General features: G+C 71.5%; 20 protein-coding genes and 1 pseudogene. 7 read left to right on the forward strand and 14 right to left on the reverse strand.

Translation table 11 applies throughout. The features are described 5' to 3' along the window. Positions 1-24: 24 nt before the first annotated feature. Complete coding sequence (locus Q1V88_RS06375; protein ID WP_300679443.1) at positions 25-324, reverse strand: hypothetical protein; 300 nt, start codon at positions 322-324, stop codon at positions 25-27. 42 nt (positions 325-366) lie between these two features. On the opposite strand from Q1V88_RS06375, the gene Q1V88_RS06380 reads away from it, so the two are divergent. After that, positions 367-942 carry a LysR family substrate-binding domain-containing protein gene (locus Q1V88_RS06380; protein ID WP_300679444.1) on the forward strand — a complete coding sequence of 192 codons (576 nt, stop codon included), beginning with the start codon at positions 367-369 and terminating at the stop codon, positions 940-942. A 9-nt stretch (positions 943-951) separates the two neighbouring features. On the opposite strand, the gene Q1V88_RS06385 is transcribed toward Q1V88_RS06380, so the two are convergent. The 3 genes from Q1V88_RS06385 to Q1V88_RS06395 are packed head-to-tail and all read right to left on the reverse strand — an operon-like array spanning position 952 to position 4094. Then, positions 952-1497 (reverse strand): nucleosidase, encoded by a 546-nt coding sequence (locus tag Q1V88_RS06385; protein ID WP_300679447.1) that lies wholly within the window; start codon positions 1495-1497, stop codon positions 952-954. Positions 1498-1515: 18 nt separating this feature from the next. After that, positions 1516-2730, reverse strand: a complete 1215-nt coding sequence (locus Q1V88_RS06390) for an acyl-CoA dehydrogenase family protein (protein WP_300679450.1) — start codon at positions 2728-2730, stop codon at positions 1516-1518. Next, positions 2730-4094 carry an acyl-CoA dehydrogenase family protein gene (locus tag Q1V88_RS06395; protein ID WP_300679453.1) on the reverse strand — a complete coding sequence of 455 codons (1365 nt, stop codon included), beginning with the start codon at positions 4092-4094 and terminating at the stop codon, positions 2730-2732. Before Q1V88_RS06395 ends, Q1V88_RS06390 begins: the two co-directional genes overlap by 1 nt. Positions 4095-4170: 76 nt before the next feature. Here Q1V88_RS06395 and def point away from each other — a divergent pair, with 76 nt between their 5' ends. Then, positions 4171-4779 carry a peptide deformylase gene (gene def / locus Q1V88_RS06400; protein ID WP_300679456.1) on the forward strand — a complete coding sequence of 203 codons (609 nt, stop codon included), beginning with the start codon at positions 4171-4173 and terminating at the stop codon, positions 4777-4779. An 18-nt stretch (positions 4780-4797) separates the two neighbouring features. Here the strand turns inward: def and Q1V88_RS06405 are convergent, their stop codons facing one another. After that, a complete protein-coding gene (locus Q1V88_RS06405) occupies positions 4798-5622 on the reverse strand; it encodes an RNA methyltransferase (RefSeq protein ID WP_300679458.1) in 825 nt (274 codons plus the stop codon). Between the two features lie 5 nt (positions 5623-5627). Continuing rightward, positions 5628-6845 (reverse strand): uroporphyrinogen-III C-methyltransferase, encoded by a 1218-nt coding sequence (gene cobA, locus Q1V88_RS06410; protein WP_300679461.1) that lies wholly within the window; start codon positions 6843-6845, stop codon positions 5628-5630. 39 nt (positions 6846-6884) lie between these two features. On the opposite strand from cobA, the gene Q1V88_RS06415 reads away from it, so the two are divergent. Continuing rightward, positions 6885-7415, forward strand: a complete 531-nt coding sequence (locus Q1V88_RS06415; protein ID WP_300679463.1) for a YbhB/YbcL family Raf kinase inhibitor-like protein — start codon at positions 6885-6887, stop codon at positions 7413-7415. A gap of 55 nt (positions 7416-7470) precedes the next feature. Next, the gene (locus Q1V88_RS06420; RefSeq protein ID WP_300679466.1) at positions 7471-9708 is read left to right on the forward strand and encodes a bifunctional diguanylate cyclase/phosphodiesterase; all 2238 of its coding nucleotides are present in this window, start codon (positions 7471-7473) and stop codon (positions 9706-9708) included. Between the two features lie 11 nt (positions 9709-9719). Here Q1V88_RS06420 and Q1V88_RS06425 read toward each other — a convergent pair whose 3' ends face one another. Both Q1V88_RS06425 and Q1V88_RS06430 read right to left on the reverse strand, forming a co-directional pair. Further along, a complete protein-coding gene (locus Q1V88_RS06425) occupies positions 9720-10409 on the reverse strand; it encodes an FMN reductase (RefSeq protein WP_300679469.1) in 690 nt (229 codons plus the stop codon). Beyond that, the gene (locus Q1V88_RS06430) at positions 10409-11557 is read right to left on the reverse strand and encodes an LLM class flavin-dependent oxidoreductase (protein ID WP_300679543.1); all 1149 of its coding nucleotides are present in this window, start codon (positions 11555-11557) and stop codon (positions 10409-10411) included. The genes Q1V88_RS06425 and Q1V88_RS06430 overlap by 1 nt, the downstream gene beginning before the upstream one ends. A gap of 105 nt (positions 11558-11662) precedes the next feature. Between Q1V88_RS06430 and Q1V88_RS06435 the strand changes: the two genes are divergently transcribed. Beyond that, positions 11663-12655 (forward strand): alpha/beta hydrolase, encoded by a 993-nt coding sequence (locus Q1V88_RS06435; RefSeq protein ID WP_300679471.1) that lies wholly within the window; start codon positions 11663-11665, stop codon positions 12653-12655. A gap of 10 nt (positions 12656-12665) precedes the next feature. Here Q1V88_RS06435 and Q1V88_RS06440 read toward each other — a convergent pair. From Q1V88_RS06440 to Q1V88_RS06450, 3 genes and pseudogenes are all read right to left on the reverse strand, one after another. Continuing rightward, positions 12666-13550: pseudogene (locus Q1V88_RS06440) on the reverse strand (SPFH domain-containing protein); the annotation flags it as partial. Positions 13551-13585: 35 nt separating this feature from the next. Continuing rightward, the gene (locus Q1V88_RS06445) at positions 13586-14041 is read right to left on the reverse strand and encodes an NfeD family protein (RefSeq protein ID WP_300679474.1); all 456 of its coding nucleotides are present in this window, start codon (positions 14039-14041) and stop codon (positions 13586-13588) included. Between the two features lie 9 nt (positions 14042-14050). Further along, entirely contained in the window at positions 14051-14848 is a 798-nt protein-coding gene (locus Q1V88_RS06450) for an ABC transporter ATP-binding protein (protein ID WP_300679477.1), read from the reverse strand. A gap of 71 nt (positions 14849-14919) precedes the next feature. Here Q1V88_RS06450 and Q1V88_RS06455 point away from each other — a divergent pair, with 71 nt between their 5' ends. Both Q1V88_RS06455 and serB read left to right on the forward strand, forming a co-directional pair. Further along, positions 14920-15645, forward strand: a complete 726-nt coding sequence (locus tag Q1V88_RS06455) for a hypothetical protein (protein WP_300679480.1) — start codon at positions 14920-14922, stop codon at positions 15643-15645. 40 nt (positions 15646-15685) lie between these two features. Next, positions 15686-16894 (forward strand): phosphoserine phosphatase SerB, encoded by a 1209-nt coding sequence (gene serB / locus Q1V88_RS06460; protein ID WP_300679482.1) that lies wholly within the window; start codon positions 15686-15688, stop codon positions 16892-16894. Between the two features lie 15 nt (positions 16895-16909). On the opposite strand, the gene Q1V88_RS06465 is transcribed toward serB, so the two are convergent. Genes Q1V88_RS06465 through fabG form a run of 3 tightly spaced genes read right to left on the reverse strand, consistent with a single transcriptional unit; the run spans position 16910 to position 19003 of the window. Then, positions 16910-17398, reverse strand: coding sequence for a histidine phosphatase family protein (locus Q1V88_RS06465; protein ID WP_300679485.1), 489 nt, complete (start codon positions 17396-17398; stop codon positions 16910-16912). Positions 17399-17450: 52 nt separating this feature from the next. Further along, entirely contained in the window at positions 17451-18287 is an 837-nt protein-coding gene (gene fabI, locus Q1V88_RS06470) for an enoyl-ACP reductase FabI (protein WP_300679487.1), read from the reverse strand. Next, positions 18287-19003 (reverse strand): 3-oxoacyl-ACP reductase FabG, encoded by a 717-nt coding sequence (gene fabG / locus Q1V88_RS06475; RefSeq protein WP_300679490.1) that lies wholly within the window; start codon positions 19001-19003, stop codon positions 18287-18289. Before fabG ends, fabI begins: the two co-directional genes overlap by 1 nt. Positions 19004-19006: the final 3 nt, after the last annotated feature.

Consider the following 19006-nt stretch of genomic DNA (forward strand, 5'->3'; position numbering starts at 1 on the left):
CTGATCGGAACTTCCCGCAGCCGCTCAGCAGGCGTGGCGGTCGAGCAGGGCCGCCCGCTCGGCGGCGAGGGCCCGTTCGGCCGGGGTGGCGCCGGGGTCGACGGCCAGCCGGCGCAGCGCCGCGGCGGCGTTGGAGCGGGACCGGGTGGCCCTGACCAGGGTGGCGGCCAGGGCAGGAGTCGGGGTCGGCACCGGGCCGCCTGCCACGGGACGGACGGTGTTCCTCGCGGTGCCCATCGTCCAGGCCGCGCGATGGGCGGCCCCCAGGACGGCTGCGTCACGGAGGGTGGCCTGCGGAGCGGCGACGTGAGCGACGAGGTTCATGCCCGTCTAACGGGCGCCGGGGCCCTTAGCTACGGTGAGTCCATGACCTTCCGACTCGGCTTCGTCACCGGCGCCACCCCCGACAAGTGGGCCCGTGCCTGGCGTGACCGGTTCAAGGAGAAGATCGAGCTCGTCCCGCTGCTCCAGGAGGACCAGCTCGACGCGCTGCGCTCGGGCGAGGTCACGATGGCCCTGGTCCGGCTGCCCGTGCCGACCGACGGTCTGCACCTGATCCGGCTCTACGACGAGGTCCAGGTCGCCGTGGCTGGTCTGGAGCACTTCATCGCCGCGGCCGACGACGTCAGCCTCGAGGACCTGCGCGGCGAGCAGCTGGTGCTCCCCCATCAGTCCGGCTGGACGCCGGAGGCCGAGCAGCTCGCGTGGCCGCCGATGTCGCCCAAGGACGCGATCGAGACCGTCGCCGCCGGGACCGGGATCGCCCTGGTGCCGATGTCGGTCGGGCGGCTCTACCAGCGCAAGGACACCGTCCAGCGCCAGGTCACCGACCTGGAGCCGACTACCGTCGGCCTGGCCTGGCTGCGCGAGAACGACGACGAGCGGACGCAGGCGTTCGTCGGCATCACCCGTGGCCGGACCGCGAACTCCTCCCGCGGCTGAGCCGTCCCCCTAGCCCGCAGCGGGGCGATGCTCCCGCAGCCAGGCGGCCAGCTCGCGAGCTGACTCGTCGATCACCGCGGCCCACTCCCACGCGCCGTCGTCGGCGTGGTCGGAGACGTGCTTGACCAGCGTCACCGGTACGCCGGCCCGCTGGGCCGCCCAGGTGACGGCGTACCCCTCCATGTCGACGAGGTCGGCGACCTGCGCCAGGCGGGCTCGCACCGCCGGGTCGGCGACGAAGAGGTCGCCGGTGGCGAGCCGGATCCCGTCACCGACGGTGATCCACTCCTGCGGGTCGTAGCCGAAGCCCCGCAGCGCCTGCGCCGACAGGTCGTGGTTGTGCACCGACCCGACGAGATGGAGCCCGGCCAGGTGGTCGTGCAGCGCCCCGGCCGAGCCGATGTTGACCACCTCGCTGATCTCCGGGTCGCGGGCGAGGGCGTCGGCCACCGCAGTGGCCGACGCGACCTTGCCCACGCCCGTGATGAGCAGTCGATAGGACGCGGGAACGTGCGCTGCCTCTTCGGGCGTCGCGCTGACCACCAGGATCGTCACGGCGCCCCACTGTACGGACTACTTGAGCTCGGAGCTGCTCAGCCCCAGCACTCGTCGCGCCACGATCAGCTGCTGGATCTGCTGGGTGCCCTCGAAGATGTCGAGGATCTTGGAGTCACGGGCCCACTTCTCCAGCAGCTCGCCCTCGTCGTACCCGATCGAGCCGCACAGCTCCACGCACGAGAGCGTGATGTCGGAGCCGACCCGGCCGGCCTTCGCCTTGGCCATCGAGGCCTCCAGCGAGTTGGGCTTGCGGTTGTCGGCCATCCACGCGGCCTGGAGGGTGAGCAGGTAGGCGCCCTCCCAGTCGGCCTCCATCTGGAGGAACTTGGCCGCAGCCGCCGACTGGGCCATCGGGGTCCTGTCGTAGTCGATCTCGATCCCGGCCTTGCCCAGCATCTCGCGGGTGAGGTCGAGGGCGGCGCGGGCACAGCCGACCGCCATCGAGGCGACCAGCGGCCGGGTGTTGTCGAAGGTCGCCATCGCCCCGGCGAACCCCTCGGCGACGTTGACCTCCTCCGAGCCCAGCAGGTTGGCGGCCGGGACCCGGCAGTCGGTGAAGGTGATCACCGCGGTGTCGGAGGCCCGGATGCCGAGCTTGTGCTCCAGCCGCTCCACCTTGAGGCCGGGGGTGCCCTTGGGCACCACGAACGACTTGATCGCCGCCCGGCCCAGGGTCTTGTCCAGGGTGGCCCAGACCACCACGGAGTCCGAGCGCTCCCCGGCGGTGACGAAGATCTTCTCGCCGTTGAGGACGTACTCGTCGCCGTCCTTGGTCGCGGTGGTGGAGACCTGCGCGGAGTCGGAGCCGAACGCGGGCTCGGTGATCGCCATCGAGGCCCAGGTGCCGTCGAAGCGGGCCAGCTGCTCGTCGTTGGCGACCGAGGCGATCGCGGAGTTGCCCAGGCCCTGGCGCGGCATCGACAGGGTCAGACCGGTGTCACCCCAGCACATCTCGGCCACGGTCATCACCGACGCCATGTTGGAGCCGTTGCGGACGCCCTCCTCGGCCTCGTTCGCGCCGCGCCGGACGCCGGTCGCGCCGGCCCCCTCGCCCGAGCCGGAGGCGGCGAGCCCGTCGGCCATCGCCGCGAGCATGTCGAGCTCCTTGGGGTAGGCGTGCTCGGCGCGGTCGTACTTGCGCGAGATCGGCCGCAACATGTTCATCGCGACCTGGTGCACCTGGTCACGGACGGGGCGCAGCTTCTTCGGGTCCTCGAGGTTGATGGCCATCAGACCAGCACCGTCCCTTCCATCACGGCGATGGCCCGCAGGTCGCGGTACCACCGTTCCACCGGGTGCTCCTTGACGAAGCCGTGCCCGCCGAGCAGCTGGACGCCGTCCAAGCCGATCCGCATGCCCTTGTCGGCGCACAGCCGGCGGGCCAGCGCGATCTCGCGGGTGGCGTCGATCCCCTGGGCGACGCGGGCGGCCGCCTTCCAGGTGAGCAGCCGCATCGCCTGGAGCTCGATCGCGATGTCGGCCACCGAGAAGGCGACCGCCTGGCGGTGCGCGATCGGCTCGCCGAAGGCCTCACGGCTCTTGACGTACGGCGTCACGTAGTCGAGCACTGCCTGCGCGGTGCCCACCGCCAGCGCACACCAGCCCAGCCGGGACAGCCTGACGCACTCGCGGTAGGTGGAGCCGTCGGTCGCACCGAGCAGGTTCGCCGCCGGGACCCGGGCCTCGCTCAGCGTCAGCGTGGTCATGCCCGCAGCCCGCACCCCCATCGCCGGGTCGGCCTCGATGCTGAGTCCGGCGGTGGCCGACTCGACCAGGACCAGGACAGGGGCACCGTCGAGCACGGCGCCGACGACGTACAGCTCGGCGACGGCACCGCGGGCGACGAGCGACTTCACCCCGTCGAGCACGAGGGAGTCGCCCTCGCGCCGGGCGGTGGTGGAGGGCGCCAGCACGTCGAAGAGGACGGCGGGCTCGGTCAGGGCGAGGGCGGCGACTGCGACGTCGGTGCCGGTGAAGGCCGGCAGGTAGGTCTGCTGCTGCTCCTCGGTGCCCCACAGGCTGAGCGCGGTGGCGACCGAGCCGGGGCCGAGCGCGGCGACGGCCAGCCCCATGTCGCCGTGGGCGAGCGCCTCGGCGACCAGCACACCGGCGGTGGCCGAGCGCTCCTCGTAGACTCCGCCGAGTGCCTCGGGGACGCCGAGCACGGGCAGCCCGATCTCCACAGCGGCGCCGAGCAGCTCAGACGGGGCCTCGCAGGTCTCGTTGGCCTCGGCGGCGGCGGGACGCAGCACCTCCTCGGCGAACTCCCGGGCGACGTCGACGAGCATCTGCTCGTCCTCGCTCGGGGTGAGGTCGAAGACCCCGGGGCGCACGGCGGGGGTCGAGCGCACGCCCGCGCTCCCCCGTCGGCCGGCCCGGGCGAAGGTGCGACCGGCGCTGGTCGCGGCCTTGAAGCCGCCGCGGGTCAGGGTGAAGACGGTCTGCTCGGTCTGCTTGCGCACGCCGAGCCGGTCCAGCAGCGGACTCTGGGCGAGGCGGTTGAGCGCGGCGACGGCGAGGCCGATCGGATCGCGGGTCTCGGTCGCTGCGACGCCGTGCCGGCCGCCGCCCTTGAGACTGGTGAGGAGAGACATGGAGAAACTGTAACTCCGAGTTACACAATGCGCTACAGATTCCTCGTCCTGAACCCCGCACGCCTATCCTCGGCGGGTGAGTGTCCCCGCCGAGCCCGCTGACCACGCGCCCTACGGCGCCCTCCCCACCGGAGGCACCGTCCGCACCATCACCCGCTGGGGCACCCCGGTCATGCACCGCACCCTGGCCACCGTCACCGAGTTCGACGACGAGCTGCGCGCCCTGGCCGCCGACATGGTCGCCACCATGTACGCCGCCGACGGCGTCGGCCTGGCCGCGTGCCAGATCGGCGTGGACCGCTCGGTCTTCGTCTTCGACTGCCCCGACGACGCCGGCGAGCGCTGGGTCGGCGTGGTCTGCAACCCCGTGCTCACCCTGCCCGAGGGCAAGGAGCGCCACCTCGACAACGACGACGAGGGCTGCCTGTCCTTCCCCGGCGCCTTCGTCAACCGGGCCCGTCCCGACTGGGCGAAGGTCGACGGCGTCGGCCTGGACGGCCAGCCGGTGACCTTCGAGGGCGACGGGCTGCTGGCACGCTGCCTGCAGCACGAGACCGACCACCTCTACGGCCGGGTCTTCGCCGACGGGCTGTCGGACCGAGCCCGCAAGAAGCTCACCAAGACCCACGACAAGCTGGCCGAGGAGTTCCCCGAGGACTGGCCGGTCACGCCGCGGCGGGGCTGAGCCCGACCGCGGGCCGGGTCAGCGGGTCGCGTAGAACGTCACCGCCGTCGCCGCGGCGACGTTGAGGGAGTCCACGCCCGGCTCCATCGGGATCTTCACCCGCAGGTCGACCTGGCGCGCCGTACGCGGGTCCACCCCGGCGCCCTCGGTGCCGAAGACGAACGCCATCGCGTCGAGCTCCATCGCCACCAGGTCGTCGAGCTCGATGGCGTCCTCGGACAGGGTCAGCGCGACGGTGGTGTAGCCCGCCTCGCGCAGCGCCGCCAGAGTGTCGGGCATGCCAGTGGTCCGGGTCCACGGCACCTGGAAGACGTTACCCATCGAGGTCTTGATCGCCCGCCGGTAGAACGGGTCGGCGCACTGCGGGGTGATCAGCACCGCGTCGATGCCGATCGCCGCGGCGTTACGGAACACGCTGCCGACGTTGGCGTGGTCGACCAGGTTCTCCAGCACCGCCACCCGCCGGCGACGGTGCGGTGACGACGTACGGACGTGGTCGAGGACCTCGACCGCGCTCGGCAGCGGGTTGCGTGCCAGGGAGGCCAGCGCGCCGCGATGGACGTGGAAGCCGGTGACCTGCTCGGCGGCCCGCTCCGACATCACGTAGCAGGGCGCCTCGGAGCGCTCCAGGACGTCGGCCAGGCCGTCGAGCCACTTCGGCGCCATCAGGAACGAACGCGCCTCGAACCCGGCCTCGACGGCACGCCGCACGACCTTGGCGCCCTCGGCGAGGAAGAGGCCGTGCTCGACCTCGAGGGTGCTGCGCAGCTGGACGTCGCGCAGGTCGCGGTAGTCCGCCAGGCGCGGGTCGGTCGGGTCGGTGACCTCGATCAGCTCGGCCATCGGCGTCAGTGGGCGTCGGGGAACGCGACCCCGACCACATCGCCGATCACGATGATCGCGGGCGGACGCACCTGCTCGGCCTCCAGCCGCTCGGCCAGAGTGCCCAGCGTCGCCACCACCGTGGCCTGGGTGGCCATCGAGCCGTCGCTGACCACCGCGACCGGGGTGGCGGCGTCGCGGCCACCGGCGATCAGGGTCGCCGCGATCGCCGGAGCGTTCTGCACCGCCATCATCAGCACCACGGTGCCGCGCAGCTGCGCGACCGCCTCCCAGTTGGTTAGCGAGTCGGGGTGGCCCGGCGGCACGTGGCCCGAGATCACGGTGAACTCGTGGGTGACACCACGATGCGTGACCGGGATCCCGGCCAGGCCGGGCACGGTCACCGGGCTGGTCAGGCCCGGGATGATCCGCACCGGGACACCGGCCTCGGCGCAGGCCAGCAGCTCCTCGTAGCCGCGGCCGAAGACGAAGTTGTCGCCGCCCTTGAAGCGGACCACGACCTTGCCCTCCAGCGCCCGCTCGACCAGCACCTGGTTGATCGACTCCTGGGTGGCCGAGCTGCCGCGGGGCAGCTTGGCGACGTCGATCAGCTCGACGTCGGCCGGCAGGTCGGAGAGCAGCTCACGGGGGGCCAGCCGGTCGGCCACCACGACGTCGGCCTCCATCAGCGCCTTGCGTCCGGCCACCGTGATCAGCTCGGGGTCACCCGGACCACCGCCGATCAGCGTGACTCCCGGCGTACGACGGCGTTCGTGCCGTGCCGCGAGGGCGCCCTCGCGCAGCCCCTCGACGATCTCGTCCCGGATCCGCGCCGAGCGCCGCGGGTCGCGGTTGCCCAGCACCGCCACCGTGACGCCGTCGTCGCGCCCCACCGCGGGGGTCCAGGCGGTGGCGGCCTCGGCGTCGTCGGAGCGGACGCAGAAGATCCGGCGCTCCTCGGCCGCGACCGAGACCGCCTCGTTGGCCTCGCGGTTCTGGGTCGCGGCGATGACGTACCAGGCGCCGTCGAGGTCGGCGGCCTCGAAGCGGCCCTCGCGCCAGGAGAGCTCACCGGCCTCGATCATCCCCTCGATCGCGGGCGTGACGTGGGGCGAGACCACCTCGACGCGTGCGCCGGCGGCGAGCAGCGCCGGGATGCGGCGCTGGGCGACCTGTCCGCCGCCGACAACGACGACGCGACGACCGGTGAGGATGAGGCCCGAGGGGTAGGGGGGAAAGTCCATGATGGAACCATCATCGCGGATCGGGCTAGATTCCTGAGCATGAGCCTGGACCGTCCCGTTCACCCGGACCCGTACACCCTCCTTCCCGCTGTCGCGTCGTTCGGTGTGACGAGCACCGATGTCACCCACGGCGAGCCGCTCGACGACGCCCAGGTGGCCTCCGGTGGCGACACCTCGCCGCAGCTCTCCTGGGAGCCGGGTCCCGAGGGCACCCGGTCCTACACCGTGACCTGCTACGACCCCGACGCGCCGATCGTCAGCGGCTGGTGGCACTGGGTGGTCTGCGACGTGCCCGCCGACGTGACCTCGCTCGACACCGGTGCCGGCGCACTGGGTGACGCGGGCCTGCCCGAGGGGGCCTTCCACGTCCGCAACGACCTCGGCGTCCGGGCCTTCGGCGGTGCCGCCCCGCCCGAGGGCGACCAGGTGCACCGCTACTTCTTCGTCGTGCACGCCGTCACCGAGCTGACGCTGGGCGTGAGCCCCGACGTCACCCCGGCCGTGGTCGGCTTCAACCTGGCGTTCAAGACCGCCGGCCGTGCCGTGCTGGTCGGGACCTACCAGCACTGAGACGCGGGTCTCGCACTCCAAGACAGAAGGGCCTCGCGCCACTACTGTGGGCGCCATGCCGTTGACCCGACGGTCCGTCTTCGACGGACTTGCCTGCGTCGCGGCGTTGACAGTGATCACCGGTGCGGTGAGTGCCTGGCAGCAGCGCTCCCCCGCCCTCTCGGCGGAGGTCCTGGTGACGCTGGGCGCTGCTGCCGTGCTGGCTCTGCTCGCCGGCGTCTTCGTGCACGGTCCGACCACGCGGGAGGCGACGCCGATCCTGGCCGGCAGCGCACTGGCGGTGCTGGGCACCGAGCAGCCCGACGACCTGTGGCCCGTGGTGGCGGCGTGGGCACTGGCGGTGATCCTCGGCTACCGGGTCCTGATCGGCTCGTGGCGTCAGTGCCTGCCGCGGGCCGCCACGGTGATCGTGGCCGGGGCCGCGTGCGCTGCAACCATGCCGTGGGTGGACCTGCACCGGGCGCCGTACGACCGGGTGCTGGTCGGCGTGGTGGTGTTCGCCCTGGCCCATGCCGTGCTGGAGTGGGCGCGCCCCGGGCACACCGGCTCCCCGTTCGGCCCGCGGTTCGCGGTGCTGGTCTGCATCGGGATCGTGTACGCCGCCGGCCTCGTCCTCGTGATCGACCAGGCCTCCGGCTTCGGCGAGGACCCCTGGCCGGCGCTCGCGACCGGAGCCGCGGTCGGGCTCGGCGGGCTCGCGATCGCGCAGGCCGTCCACATCCTGATGCTCACCCGGGTCACCGATGCGCTCACCGAGGCCTCCACCACCACGCCGTGGGCGCCCGACCAGATCGACGACACCCTGATCCGGCTGGTGACTGCGCACGTGCGCGCCGGGTCGACGGCGATCGAGCCGACCGACGCCGGACCCGACACGCTGAGCGAGCACGTCCGCGACGGGGCGGTGCTGGTGCTGCGTCGTGAGCCGGGCGACTTCGCCTTCAGCCGCTACGACACCCGCCTCGTGGCCGGGCTCGCCGCGATGGCACGTGCCTCGCACGCCCAGGTCGACCGGGAGAGCCGGCTGTGGACCGCCTCGGTGACCGACGAGCTCACCGGGCTGTGGGCCTACGACCACTGGCGCACCCACCTGCGCGACACCGTGCGCACCCGCGCCGCGGGCCAGCGCCTCGGTGTGGTCTTCCTCGACCTGGACCACTTCAAGCAGGTCAACAGCGACTACGGCCACCTGCGCGCCGACCAGCTGCTGGCCTCGATCGGTCAGCGCCTCGCCGCGCAGTGCCCCGGCTGGCGCTTCGGCCGGTTCGGGGGTGACGAGTTCGTCGCCCTGATCTCCGACGTCCGCGACGCCGCCCACCTCGACGACCTGTGCCGTCACGTCGCGGGCGTGATCCGGCAGCCGGTCGAGGCCGACGGCATCACCATCTCCGTGACCGGCTCCCTGGGCCGGGCCTTCTCGGCGCACCGACACGACTCGGCCGAGTCACTGCTCGCCCGCGCCGAGCGTGACCTGCGCCAGCGCAAGGCCGAGCGGATCGTCCCTGCCGCACCGATCGTCGCCTTCGACGAGGACGAGATCCTGCGCCGCCTGCTGGACCAGGGCGTCGACGTCGCCTACCAGCCGATCGTGGACCTGCGCACCCGCCAGCTGGTCGGCTGGGAGGCCCTGCTGCGCGGCAGCCTACCGCTGCTGGGATCCCTCAACCCCGAGCAGCTGGTCGGCTCGGCGGTCCGTGCCGGTGTCCTCGACATCGTCACCCGACAGCTCGCCAAGCAGGCCCTGGAGACGGTCTCGGAGGCCTCACGCCGGCTCGGGCGCCGGCTCTCGCTGAGCATCAACCTGGAGCAGGAGCAGTTCCGCGACACCAGCACGATGATCAAGTGGGTCGCCGAGGAGGCCGACCGGCTCGGCGTCGACCTCGTCCTGGAGCTGACCGAGCGCGGCGACGCCGAGGCCTGGGGTGCACGCGAGGACGCCCTGGCCGACCAGCTGGAGCGGTTCGGGGTGGGCATCTCGCTCGACGACCTGGGCTCGGGCAACACCCGGATCCCGCTGCTGATCCGTCGCCACTGGCACACCGTCAAGCTCGACCGCGGGCTGCTGCTCAGCGGCCACCGCGGCCTGGTGATGCTGACCCACACCGTCGCGATGCTGCGCTCCCTGGGCCTGACCATCGTGATGGAGGGCGTGGAGACCGCCGAGCAGCTCGAGCTCACCCAGGAGCTCGGCATCGACCGGGTGCAGGGCCACTACTTCGCCGCGGCCAGCACGGCCGCCGAGCTCTTCGCCTTCGTCGACAGCAACGGCCTCGACTTCAGCCAGGTCGGCTGAGGGCCCGAGCCTCAGCCCTGGCTGGCGCGTCGCAGCAGGACCGAGAAGTCCGTCGGGTCGGCGAACTCGTCCTCCACCAGGCGCCGCTTCGGCTCCGCCGTGGCGCCGGCACCGTCGCCGCCGGCACCGTCGCCGCCGGCCAGCGCCGCCTGGTGACCGGTGACCAGCGCGGCGAACTCGGACGCGGCCCGCTCGACCCGCTTGTGCAGGTCCCCGCCGGCCCCGACCCCGGTCGCGGCGAAGTCGTCGGTCGCGGCGAAGACACCGGTCGGTACGACGACCGCGTGCAGGTAGGAGAAGAGCGGGCGCAGCGCATGGTCGATCACCAGACTGTGCCGAGCCGTGCCGGCCGTCGCGGCGGCCAGCACCGGGGTGCCGTCGAGCACCCCGGTCTCCAGGACGTCGAAGAACGTCTTGAACAGGCCCGAGTACGACGCGGAGAAGACCGGTGTCACGGCGATCACGCCATCGGCCCGACGTACGGCGTCGAGGGCATGAGCCAGCTCCGCCGTCGGGAACCCGGTGAGCAGGTGGTCGGTCAGGGCGTGGGCCAGACCGCGCAGCTCGATGTGCTCCACCTCGACCTCGACGCCGCGCGCCTGGACGGCCTGCTCGCTGGCGTTGGCCAGCATGTCGGCGAGCAGCCGGGTGCTCGACGGGACGCTCAGCCCCGCCGAGGCCACCACGATCCGGGTCGTCATCACAGCTCTCCGTCGAGGTCGGTGCGGTCGCTGGTGCCGGTGGCGTCGTCGACACCGTAGACGGCGGTGTCCTTCGGGCCACCGGCCAGCTCGACCAGGCTGGTGTGCGTGGGCGCGTCCGGCACGCCGGGCTGGCGGACCTTGGCGAACTCCTCACGCAGGGTGGGCAGGATCTCGCCGTACAGGTCGAGCTGCTCCAGCACGGTCTTGAGCGGCAGGCCGGCGTGGTCGATCAGGAAGAGCTGGCGCTGGTAGTCGCCGACGTACTCACGGAAGGAGAGCGTCCGCTCGATCACCTGCTGCGGCGAGCCGACGGTCAGCGGCGTGGCCTGGGTGAAGTCCTCCATGCTCGGCCCGTGGCCGTAGACCGGGGCGTTGTCGAAGTACGGACGGAACTCGTTGATCGCGTCCTGGCTGTTCTTGCGCATGAAGAACTGCCCGCCGAGGCCGACGATGGCGGTCTCGGGCGCGCCGTGACCGTGGTGCGCCCAGCGCTCACGGTAGAGCCGCACCATCTGCTCGGTGTGGGAGGCGGGCCAGAAGATGTGGTTGTGGAAGAAGCCGTCACCGTAGAAGGCCGCCTGCTCGGCGATCTCGGGGCTCCGGATGGAGCCGTGCCACACGAACGGCGCGACGCCGTCGAGCGGACGCGGGGTCGAGGTGTAGCCCTGCAGCGGCGTGCGGAACCGACCCTGCCAGTCGACGTTCGTCTCGCTCCACAGCCGACGCAGCAGCGCATAGTTCTCGATCGCGAGGTTGATCCCCTGCCGGATGTCCTTGCCGAACCAGGGGTAGACCGGGCCGGTGTTGCCGCGGCCCATCATCAGGTCGACGCGACCGTCGACCAGGTGCTGCAGCTTGGCGTAGTCCTCGGCGATCAGCACCGGGTCGGTGGTCGTGATCAGGGTGGTGGCGGTGCTCAGGATGATGTTCTCGGTCTGCGCACCGATGTAGGCCAGCGTGGCGGTCGGGTTGGAGGCGATGAACGGCGGGTTGTGGTGCTCGCCGGTGGCGAAGACGTCCAGGCCGATCTCCTCGGCCTTCTTGGCGATCGCGACCGTGGCCTTGATCCGCTCGTGCTCGGTGGGGGTCGTGCCGGTCGTGGGGTCGGCGGTCAGGTCGCCGACCGTGAAGATTCCGAACTGCATGCCCATGATCTCTCCTCCTCAGGATCACTTGAATGTTCAAGCAATAGGTAGAAGCGTAGCAGGCGGTGATCTATTCCCCCGTCCACGCTATGCCAGACTGACGGTATGACGCTGGACCTGACGAATGAGCCGGTCACCGATCGCCTGGGAGCGCCGTACACCGCCGAGACGATCCCGCTGGCGCCCGACGACGAGGGCGACGTCGTCGCCACGCTGGTCAAGCGTCCCGCCGAGCCCAGCGCGGACGGCAGCACCGACGGCAGCACCACCGTCAAGGCGGTGCTGCACGTGCACGGGTTCTCGGACTACTTCTTCCAGAAGGAGCAGGCCGAGTGGTGGAGCGGACGCGGCTATGACTTCTACGCCCTGGACCTGCGCAAGTACGGCCGCTCCCTGCGGCCCCACCAGACCCCGAACTACGTCGAGGACCTCACCACCTACTACGAGGAGATCGACGAGGCCTGGCGACTGATCACCGAGCGCGACGGTCACACCGACATGATCGTCACGGCGCACTCCACCGGCGGCCTCACCATGCCGCTGTGGGCGCACGACCGCCAGCCCAAGCAGCTCTCCGGGATGGTGCTCAACAGCCCCTGGCTCGACCTGCAGGGCTCTCCCCTGCTGCGCGTGGTGGGCACGCCGGTGCTCAAGCAGCTCGGCGGCCGCTACCCGCGCTTCCACATCAAGCGGCACGTCAGCGGGATCTACGCCCGCAGCCTGCACCGCGACCACGAGGGCGAGTGGGACTTCGAGCTCGACCTCAAGCCGCTGACCTCCTTCCCGGTGTACGCCGGCTGGCTCAAGGCCATCCGCGAGGGGCACGCCCGCCTGCACGACGGGCTCGACGTGCCCGCACCGGTGCTGGTGCTCTCCTCGGACCAGACCCACTGGACGGTGCACATGACCGAGGAGGCGCACACCTCCGACCTGGTGCTGGACGTCAAGCAGATCCGGCACTGGTCCACCGCGGTGGGCACCGACGTCACCTACAAGGCGATCGCCGGTGCCCGTCACGACGTCCTGCTGTCACTGCCCGAGGTCCGGGCGACGGCCTACGACGTGATCAACCGCTGGCTCACTGCTTGGGTGGCGTGAGGCTCGACCCGAGGGTGCCCAGGCCCTTGATCGCGTCGCCGATCTCCGACGGCACGATCCAGAGCTTGTTGGCGTCGCCCTGCGCGATCTCGGGCAGCATCTGGAGGTACTGGTAGGCCAGCAGGGGCTGGTCCGGGTTGCCCTCGTGGATAGCGGTGAAGACGGTGTCGATCGCCTGACCCTCACCCTCGGCACGCAGGATCGCCGCCTGCTTGTCCGCCTCCGCGGCCAGGATCTGCGCCGCCTTGGCACCTTCGGCGTTGAGGATCGCCGACTGCTTGGTGCCCTCGGCGGAGAGGATCGCCGACTGCCGCTCACCCTCGGCCTGGAGGATCATGGCGCGCTTGTCACGGTCGGCGCGCATCTGCTTCTCCATCGCGTCCTTGATGGACGCCGGCGGGTCGATGCTCTTGATCTCGACCCGCTTGACCTTGATCCCCCACCGGCCGGTGGTCTCGTCCAGGACGACGGAGAGACCGGAGTTGATCTGCTCACGGCTGGTCAGGGTGCCCTCGAGGTCCATCCCACCGACGATGTTGCGCAGCGTCGTCATGGTGAGCTGCTCGACACCCTGGATGTAGCTGGCGATCTCGTACGTCGCCGCCACCGGGTCGGTGATCTGGAAGTAGATCACGGTGTCGATGGAGACGGTCAGGTTGTCCTCGGTGATCACCGGCTGGGGCGGGAACGAGACGACCTGCTCGCGCATGTCGAGGTGATACCGGACCTTGTCGATGAACGGGACGACCACGTTCAGCCCAGGGTTCAGGGTGCCGTGGTACTTGCCGAACCGCTCCACGACGCCGGCCGAGGCCTGCGGGATGATCTTGATCGTCTTGGCCAGGATCGTGATCGCGAGCAGGACGAGAAGTCCCAGGATGATGAGTGCTGCCATCTCGTTGCCTTCCTTTCGGTCGTCGGTCGAACGAGTCAGGGTGCGTCGACGGGAGCGACAACGGCCGTCGCACCGGCGATGGCCACCACGATCACCGTGGTGCCGGGCGGGATCGGCGCCGCGCCCTCCACGGGACGGGATGCCCACAGCTCGCCGTCGATCTTGAGCTGCGCGGGCGCCAGGTCACTGAGCGCCACCGGCGTCACCAGCTGGACGCCGATCAGACGCTGCGGGCCGACCAGCAGGTCGGGTCCGCGGTGCAGACGGCGGGCCAGGCTCGGGCGTACGAGCGCCAGCAGGGCCACCGAGACCACCACGGCGACCACGATCTGGAGCGGCCAGGCGTCAGTGAACGCGGCTGTGAGGGCACCGGCGGCGGCGCCGACGGCGAGCATCAGAAGGATCAGGTCGACGGTCGCCAGCTCGCCGATCACCAGCACGAACATGATGCCGAGCCATGCCGCCCACAGATTGTCGCCGAGCCAGTTCATGGCCAGACCCTAGCGTGCTGCGCGCGTCCTGCGTCGGGCCCAGTAGCGCTGGTCGCGGTGTTCCAGGGTCAGCGGCATCCCGAACGTGGCCGACAGGTTGGCCTCGGTGAGGGTGTCGTCGATCAGTCCGGCGGCGACCATCCGGCCTCCGCGCAGCATCAGCACGTGGGTGAATCCCGGCGGGATCTCCTCGACGTGATGGGAGACCAGCACGGTGGCGGGCGCCTCGGGGGCGTAGGCCAGCATCGACAGCGTGGAGACCAGGTCCTCACGGCCGCCGAGATCGAGGCCGGCGGCCGGCTCGTCCAGGAGCAGCAGCTCGGGGTCGACCATCAGGGAACGGGCGATCTGGACCCGCTTCTTCTCCCCCTCCGACAGGCTGCCGAAGAGCCGGTCACCCAGGGCGACGATGCCGAGCTCGCGCAGCAGGGACTCGGCGCGCTCATGGTCCATCGTGTCGTAGACCTCGCGCCAGCGGCCCAGCACGCCGTACGCCGCCGAGACGACGACGTCGCGCACGCTCTCGTGGGCCGGGATCCGCTCGGCCAGGGCGGCGCTGGTGAAGCCGATCCGCGGCCGCAGCTCGAACAGGTCGACCTTGCCGAGCTGGTGTCCCAGGACCGAGACGGTGCCCGTCGAGGGGAACATCTGCGTGGAGGCGATCTGCATCAGCGTGGTCTTGCCCGCACCGTTGGCCCCCAGGATGACCCAGCGCTCGTCCTCCTCGACCGCCCAGGTCAGCGAGTCCAGCAGGAGGGACTGGCCCCGTCGCACCGACACATCAACGAAATCGAGCACCGCAGCCATAAAGCAAAGCCTACCGAGGCCCGACCGGCCCGGCAGCGAGACCCTCCACCTGGGCTCCTTAGACTCTCGCGGTGACCTTCGACCTCCCGCTCTCGCTCCGCTTCGCCTGGTGGGGAACCGCCTGGCTGCGGGGCCAGGTGTCGGCCGACGACCTGCTGGACGCGGTCCGCGGCGAGGACGCCCAGCACCTGGTGGCGCGCCTGGACGGTGAGGTCGAGGGCCTCCTGATCGGACTGGGCCGGGCCCGCGCCGCCGGGGCCAGCGGCATCGGCGTCGCGCTGCCGGTCGAGGGCGATCCGGTCGGCCTCGGCGGCCCCGCGACGTTCAACCACGCCGCCCTGGAGGCGGGCGAGGCGATCGTGCTGATCGGCACCGGGCTCGGCCTGGTGCCCGAGCGCACCGGGGCGGCGGTGGTGTGGCGCGAGTACGCCGCCTCGCGCCGGCAGCTCCCCGACGTCGGCGAGTGCGACAGGGCCCTGCGCGCTGCCCTCCCGGCCGCGGCCGACGAGCTGGCCCGCCTGGACGTGGCGCACTGGAGCCCCGACGTCGCCGACGAGCTGATCGACCTGACCCGCACCGAAGCGCCGCCGGCTCCGGACGGGATCCCCGACCGCTGCCGCGACCTCGCCGCGCGGGCGCTCTTCGCCGCCGGCGTGGTCGACCTGGCCCTGGTCGACGACGGTGGTGCGGTCTCGCTCACCGAGGCCGCGGCGCGCCGTGACGCCCTGATCCCGCTCGATCGCTGCGCGCGGCGGGCGCTGGTGGCGGCGGGCTCGCCGGAGGTCTGGGCCCCGTGAGCGCGGGGACCGGCCGACACGCCCTAGAGTGAGCCCCGCCATGACACAGCCCGACACGCTCCTGTTCACGCTCACCGGCCGCGATCGCCGTGGCGTCAGCTCCCAGGTCTTCGCCACGCTCGCCGAGTTCGGTGTCGACGTACTCGATCTCGAGCAGATCGTGCTGCGCGGCCGCCTCATCTTGGGGGTGCTCACCTCGGTGCCCGCCGACATGGCCGGAGCCGAGGCCGCGATGGCGGCCGCGGCGGCCGAGCTTGGGATGAACCTGGAGATCGCGCACGGCAGTGGCGACAGCCGGCGCAACCGCACCGGGCGCTGTCACGTCACCGTGATCGGTGCGCCGCTGAGCGCCCAGGCCCTCTCCGGTGTCACCCACCGGATCCGCGACGCCGGCGCGAACATCGACCGGATCGAGCGGATGGCCCGCTACCCCGTCACCGCGTTCGAGCTGGCCCTGTCCGGTGCCGACGTGGACCAGGTCCGGGCTGAGCTGGCCGCCGAGGCCGCAGCGCAGGGCGTCGACATCGCCGTCCAGCCCGCCAGCCTCCTGCGCCACGGGATGCGCCTGATCGTGATGGACGTCGACTCCACCCTGATCCACGGCGAGGTGATCGAGATGATCGCCGCGCACGCCGGCTGCGAGGCCGAGGTCGCCGAGGTCACCGAGCGGGCGATGCGCGGCGAGCTCGACTTCGAGGAGTCGCTGCGCGCCCGGGTGGCGCTGCTCCAGGGCGTGCCGGCCTCGGCGATCGACGACGTCTACCAGCACATCCAGCTCAACCCCGGCGCCCGGACGCTGGTGCGCACGCTGCGTCGGCTGGGCTACCGGTTCGCGATCGTGTCGGGCGGGTTCAGCCAGATCACCGACCGGCTCGCCGCCGACCTGGGCATCCACTACGCCCGCGCCAACGAGCTCGAGATCGTCGACGGCGTCCTGACCGGCGGGATCGTCGGCGAGGTCGTGGACCGGGCCGGCAAGGCCCGTGCACTGCGGGAGATCGCGGCCGAGATCGGCATCCCCGAGGAGGCCACCGTCGCGATCGGTGACGGTGCCAACGACCTCGACATGCTCTCCGCGGCCGGGCTCGGCATCGCCTACAACGCCAAGCCGCTGGTCCGCTCGCAGGCGGGCACGGCGATCAACGTGCCCTACCTGGACACGATCCTCTACCTGCTCGGGATCAAGCGCGAGGAGATCGAAGCGGCCGACGCCGAGGCCGGCATCGTGACCCCCGCTCCCCCGGTCTGACGCGCCGTCGGAGCCTCAGGCTCGCGGCACCGCGAAGCTCCGCAACCGGCAGGTGGCGGCGTCGACGTCGGCCCAGCTGACGTCGACGTCGAAGACTGCGACGGCGCAGGTGTCGAACTCACCGAGGGCGACGCCGGTGCCATCGTCGAGCAGGTGGGCGGTCATCGCGATGGTCGGATTGTGCCCGATCACGACAGCGGTGGTGGCGTCCTCAGGCAGGGCGTGCAGGAGCTCCAGCACGGTGTCGACACCGGCGTCGTAGAGGGTGGAGTCGATCCACGGCTCGACCTGCCAGCCGGCGGCGTCACTGATCGCCGCACAGGTCTGGCGGGTGCGCAGTGCGGTGGAGACGAGCAGCTGGTCGGCCACGATCCCGGCCTCGGCCAGCATGCGGCCGGCGAGGGCCGCGTCGCGCAGGCCACGTTCGGCGAGAGGCCGCTCGTGGTCGGAGGGGCCGAACTGCTCCGCCTTCGCGTGGCGGACCACCACCAGGGTCCTCGTCATGCACCAACCCTAGTGGTGGCCCGTTCAGCGCTCGGGCGTGGAGTGCCTGCGGTCAGGCACCCATCGCGTGGTAGCCACCGTCGACGTGGACGATCTCGCCGGTGGTCGCCGGGAAGAAGTCCGAGAGCAGTGCGCAGATCGTCTTCGCGGTCGGCTCCTGGTCGGTGTTGTCCCAGCCCAGCGGGGCACGCTCGGACCAGACCTCGTCGATCTCGTGGAAGCCGGGGATGGCCTTGGCCGCCAGCGTCTTGAGCGGGCCGGCGCTGACCAGGTTGACCCGGATCCCGGCCGGACCGAGGTCACGGGCCAGGTAGCGGGCGCACGACTCCAGAGCGGCCTTGGCCACCCCCATCCAGTCGTACGCCGGCCACGCGACGGTGGCATCGAAGGTCAGGCCCACGACGCCCGCGCCGGGCTTCAGGATCGGCTGCACGGCCTGGGTCAGACTCATCAGGGAGTACGCCGACACCTGCACGGCCTGGGCGACGTCGGGCCACGGGGCGCCGACGAAGTGGCCGCCGAGGACGGTCTCAGGGTTGCCGAAGGCGATCGAGTGGACCACGCCGTCCAGGGTGGCGTCGGGGCCGAGGTGGCTGCGGACCTGCTCGACCAGGCCGGCGAGGTGGTCGGCGTCGGTGACGTCGAGCTCGAGCACGGGCGCCTCGACAGGGAGCCGCTTGGCGATTCGCTTGGTGATCGACAGCGCCCGGCCGAAGTTGGAGATCAGGACGGTGGCGCCCTGCTCCTGGGCGATCTTCGCGGTGGCGAAGCCGATGGAGGAGTCCATCGTCACGCCGGCCACGAGGATGGTCTTGCCGGCCAGGAGGCCCTGGGGGTTGATCGTGCTGGTCATCGTCTCGCTCTTCTCTGCGGTGGTGGCGTCACTCATCAGTGGCCCATGCCCAGTCCGCCGTCGACCGGGATCACGGCGCCGGACACGTAGCCGGCTCCGGCCAGCCACAGCACCGCGTCGGCGACCTCGGCGGGAGCGGCGTACCGGCCCAGCGGGACCTGCGCCTTGATCGCGGCACGCTGCTCGTCGGTGAGCACGTTGGTCATGTCGGTCTCGATGAAGCCCGGCGAGACGACGTTGGCGGTGATGCCCCGGGAGCCCAGCTCGCGCGCCAGCGAGCGGGACAGGCCGATCAGGCCGGACTTCGAGGCGGCGTAGTTGACCTGGCCGGCGCTGCCGAGCAGGCCCACGACACTGGAGATGAAGATCATCGAGCCCTTGCGGGCGCGCAGCATGCCCTTGGAAGCACGGCGCGCGAGCCGGAAGGCCGAGGTCAGGTTGGTGTCGATCACCCGGTCCCAGTCGTCGTCGCTCATCCGCATCAGCAGCGTGTCGGCGGTGATGCCGGCGTTGGCGACCAGCACCTCGACGGGGCCGTGGGCGGCCTCGACCTCGGCGAACGCGGCCTCGATCTGGGCCGGGTCGGTGATGTCGCAGGTGACGGCCAGGGTGCCCTCGGGAGCGTCGCCGTTGCGGGTGGTGACGGCGACCTTGTCGCCGGCGGCCACGAACGCCTCGGCGATCGCGCGTCCGAGGCCGCGGTTGCCGCCGGTGATCAGGACAGAGCGCGGGCTCTGCTCAGAAGTGCTCATGTC

This window comes from Nocardioides sp. (assembly GCF_030150155.1).
GTDB lineage: Bacteria > Actinomycetota > Actinomycetes > Propionibacteriales > Nocardioidaceae > Nocardioides.